The sequence below is a fragment of the Streptomyces alkaliphilus genome, assembly GCF_014141535.1.
GTDB lineage: Bacteria > Actinomycetota > Actinomycetes > Streptomycetales > Streptomycetaceae > Streptomyces > Streptomyces alkaliphilus.
Genome location: NZ_VKHT01000691.1, coordinates 1 through 2,841 on the forward strand (window position 1 = coordinate 1; position 2,841 = coordinate 2,841).

Sequence of the window (2,841 nt, forward strand, 5' to 3'; positions counted from 1 at the left end):
CCCCCCGGGGTCCTCGGGGCCGTCGGAACCCCCGGGGCCGGTCCGGCGGGGCGGCGGCCCGCCGCCCACGATGCCGGGCCCGCCCGCACGACCGGCCGAACCCTCGCCGCGTCCCGGTGCCCGCGGGTCGCGCCTCCGCAGGTAGCGCTCGAACTCCCGCGCGATGGCCTCGCCGGATGCCTCCGGCAGTTCGGCGGTGTCCCTGGCCTCCTCCAGCGCCTGCACGTACTCGGCGACCTCGCTGTCCTCGGCGGCCAACTGGTCCACTCCGGTCTGCCACGCCCGGGCGTCATCCGCCAGATCCTCCAGCGGAACGGAGATCTCCAGCAGGTCCTCCAGGGCGTGCAGCAGGGCCAGGGCGGCCTTGGGGTTGGGCGGTTGGGAGACGTAGTGCGGCACCGCCGCCCACAGACTCACCGCCGGCAGTCCGGCGTGTGCGCACGCCTCCTGGAGGATTCCGACGATGCCGGTCGGCCCCTCGTAGCGGGACTCCTCCAGCCCCAGGGAGCGGGCCAGCTTCTCCTCGGAGGCGACGCTGGTCACCGGCACCGGTCGCGAGTGCGGGGTGTCGCCCAGGAGGGCACCGAGCACCACGACCATCTCCACGCCCAGTTCGTGCGCGAAGCCCAGGATCTCGTTGCAGAAGGTCCGCCACCGCATGCTCGGTTCGATGCCGCGTACCAGCACCAGATCGCGGGGTTTGCCGCGCCCGCCATCGGCTCCCACCCGGACGACCGACAGGCGGGTCGTGGGCCAGGTGACCCTCCGCACCCCGCCGTCCAACCACATGTGCGGGCGGTTGACCTGGAAGTCGTAGTAGTCCTCGGCGTCCAGCGCCGCGAACACCTCGCCCTTCCAGACACGGTCCAGGTGGGCGACCGCGGCGGAGGCGGCGTCACCGGCATCGTTCCAGCCCTCGAACGCGGCCACCATGACCGGGTCGACCAGCTCGGGAACCCCCTCGAGCTCGATCACCCAGCGCCTCCCTTCCGGTCGTCGGGGGTACTGCCACCGGACGACCACTGACTGTCGTGCGCGCCAAGCCTACGGCGTCACCGTGCCCCGGGAGCACCGGCGATACGCCTCGGTGGGGGGACGGTGTGGGACATCCTCTCGATGATCCCCTCCGGGCCGCGTTTCCGGGTGGGGACGTCGGTGGCGCGTCGCGGCCGGCCCCCGGGCGGTCGTGTCGCCGCCGGGAACCGGCCGTCCTCCGGTGTCGTCCGCCGCGGGGCCGGGGATCCGGCCGTCCACGGCGACGGGACCGCTCACTCCAGCAGCTTCTCCACCCGGGTCCGCACCTCCGGGGTGTCCAGCCCCCGCACGGTCAGGGTGGTGCGGCGCCGCACCACGTCGTCGACCGTGTGTGCCCATTCCCGGTCGCGCGCGTACACCACCTGGGCCTCGATCTCCGGGGCGTCCGGGTGCAACCGGGCGCCCAGGGCGGGATCGTGCCGCACCAGATCGGCGATGTCGAACGCCAGTGACCCGTAGTGGCGGGCGAGGTGACGCGCGGTGTCCGGTGCCGGGGAGGGGCCGTCGGTGCCGGCGAGCAGACGGTGGGCCACCGCCGAGGGATTGGCGATCCCGGGCAGCGGGACCCGGCGCACCAGGTCCCCGACCGGCTGCCCGCGCTCGGCCACCGGGCTGTCGGGGAGTCGGGAGAGGGTGCGCAGCACGGTACGGCCGATGTGGCGGTAGGTGGTCCACTTGCCCCCGGCCACCGACAGCATTCCGCCGCGCCCCTCGGTGACCACCGTCTCCCGTTTGGCGGATTCCACCCCGCCGGGTCCGCCGGGCAACACCCGCAGGCCCGCGAAGGCGTAGGTGATCAGATCCCGTGACAGGTGATCGGAGCGGACCGACAGCGACGCCTCGTCGAGGATCCGGGCGATGTCGGACTCGGTGGCCGAGACCTCACCCGGGTCCCCCTCCCACGCGTCGTCGGTGGTGCCCAGCAGCAGGTGGTCCTCCCACGGCAGGGCGAAGGTGATCCGGTACTTGTCCACCGGGGTCGCGAGAGCGGCCCGCCAAGGGGCGCGACGGCGCAGCACCACGTGCGCGCCCTTGGACAGCCGTACCGACGGGGAGACCCCCGGGTCCTCCATGCGCCGCAGGTGGTCCACCCAGGGGCCGGTGGCGTTGAGGACCAGGCGGGCGCCCACGCCGAATTCGGTCCCGTCCAGCCGATCGCGCACCTCCGCACCGGTGACCCGCCCGCCCGTGGTGCGCAGACCGACGACCTCGGCGTGGTTGATCACCACGGCTCCGGCGTCCGCCGCCGCCCGGACGGTCATCAGTGCCACCCGGGCGTCGTTCATCTGGTGGTCGTGGTAGACGGCGACCGCCTTGAGGTCCTCGGTGCGCAGCCCGGGGTTGGCGGCGGCGGCGCGGGCGGGGGTGATGACCCGCCCCACGCCGTCACCGAAGGCCGAGAGCGCGGAGTAGGCGAAGACACCGGCCCCGAGTTTCGCGGTGCCGTGCGGGCCGCCGCGCAGGATCGGCAGGTGGAAGGTGAGGGGGTTGACCAGGTGCGGGGCGACGTCCCGGGCCAGGGCGCGCCGCTCGCGGTGGTTCTCCGCCACCAGCCGGACCGACCCGGTCTGCAGGTAGCGCAGCCCGCCGTGCACCAGCTTGGAGGAGGCGGAGGAGGTGGCGCCGGCGAAGTCACCCGCCTCCACCATCGCCACCCGCAACCCGGCCTGGGCCGCGTGCCACGCCACCGATGTGCCGAGAATGCCGCCGCCGATGACCAGGAGGTCCCAGTCGCTGCGCGACAGCCGCTCCCGGGTCTCGGATCGGGTGTCGGGGCGGACGAACACCCCCCGGTCCCCACCGTCC

Annotated in this window: 2 protein-coding genes; both read right to left on the reverse strand. The window is 74.1% G+C overall.

All coding sequences use genetic code 11. From position 1 onward, the window contains the following. Positions 1–975 (reverse strand): PAC2 family protein (locus tag FNQ90_RS18550; protein ID WP_182607408.1); only part of this gene is annotated, 975 nt, incomplete at its 3' end. A gap of 293 nt (positions 976–1,268) precedes the next feature. After that, positions 1,269–2,822, reverse strand: coding sequence for a glycerol-3-phosphate dehydrogenase/oxidase (locus FNQ90_RS18555; protein ID WP_182607409.1), 1,554 nt, complete (start codon positions 2,820–2,822; stop codon positions 1,269–1,271). Positions 2,823–2,841 lie beyond the last annotated feature (19 nt).